The organism is Caulobacter sp. D5 (genome assembly GCF_003185805.1).
In the GTDB taxonomy this organism is placed as follows: Bacteria; Pseudomonadota; Alphaproteobacteria; order Caulobacterales; family Caulobacteraceae; genus Caulobacter.
The window spans coordinates 1-1031 of record NZ_QHJY01000510.1; the positions used below are offsets into that span (position 1 = coordinate 1).

Annotated in this window: 2 protein-coding genes; both read right to left on the reverse strand. The window is 69.5% G+C overall.

Annotated features, from left to right (window positions below; translation table 11 throughout):
• Positions 1 to 856, reverse strand: an 856-nt coding sequence (gene trbL, locus DMC18_RS24535) for a P-type conjugative transfer protein TrbL (RefSeq protein WP_110117579.1), incomplete at its 3' end; no start/stop codon positions are given.
• A gap of 1 nt (position 857) precedes the next feature.
• Positions 858 to 1031, reverse strand: a 174-nt coding sequence (gene trbK-alt, locus DMC18_RS24540; RefSeq protein WP_158285984.1) for a putative entry exclusion protein TrbK-alt, incomplete at its 5' end; no start/stop codon positions are given.

Sequence of the window (1031 nt, forward strand, 5' to 3'; positions counted from 1 at the left end):
CCAGCGCGCCGCCGGCGGCCGCCGCGCTGGCGACCGCCGCCCCGGCCGAGAGCTGCGGGCCGCCCGAAACCAGGCCGCTGGCGATACCAGGCGATAACAGGCCCAGGCCCAGCAGGCACAGGGAGGCCAGGACGACGCTCAGCGCCTCCTCGATGGTCGGCTCGCTGCCGGCGAAGCCCGCCGTGAACTGGGAAAACAGCGTCGAGCCGATGCCGATGACCACGGCCAGCACCATGACCTTCACGCCCGAGGCCACGACGTTGCCCAGCACCCGCTCGGCGAGGAACGCGGTCTTGCCGAACAGCCCCCACGGCATGAGGACGAAGCCGCACAGCGTCGTCAGCTTGAACTCGATCAGCGTCACGAAGAGCTGCACGGCCAGGATGAAGAAGCTCAGGACCACGATCAGCCAGGCGATCAGCAGCACCGCGATCTGGATGAAGTTCTCGAAGAAGGCGACGTAGCCCATCAGCCCGGAGATGCTCTCCAGGAGCGGTCGTCCCGCGTCGATGCCGGCCTGGCCCACGCGGCCTGGACGCAGCAGGTCGTCGACCGAGAAGTCTGTTCCCGACGCCTTCAGGCCAAGGCCCGCGAAGCTCTCGAAGATGATCCGCGACAGGGCGTTCCAGTTGCCGATCAGGTAGGCGAAGGCGCCGATGAACAGGGTCTTGCGGATCAGGCGGGCGATGATGTCCTCGCCCTCGCCCAGGCTCCAGAAGAGCGCCGCCAGGGTGACATCGATGACGATCAGGGTCGTGGCGATGAACGCCACCTCCCCGCCCAGCAGGCCGAAGCCTGAGTCGATGTAGGCGGTGAAGACGCCCAGGAATCTGTCGACGACGCCGGGACCTTCCATCTCAGCGGTCCGCCCTGGCCCGACCCAGGAACCGGGTGCGCGCCGCCTCCCAGGCCTGCAGGCACTCAGGGTCTTGCGCGCCGGCCGCGCCCAGCGCCTGGCAGCGCTGTAGGCGCGCATCGACCGGAGCCGGCGCCTGCACGGCGGGGCGCGAACTGGACGTCGGGGGCGCGGG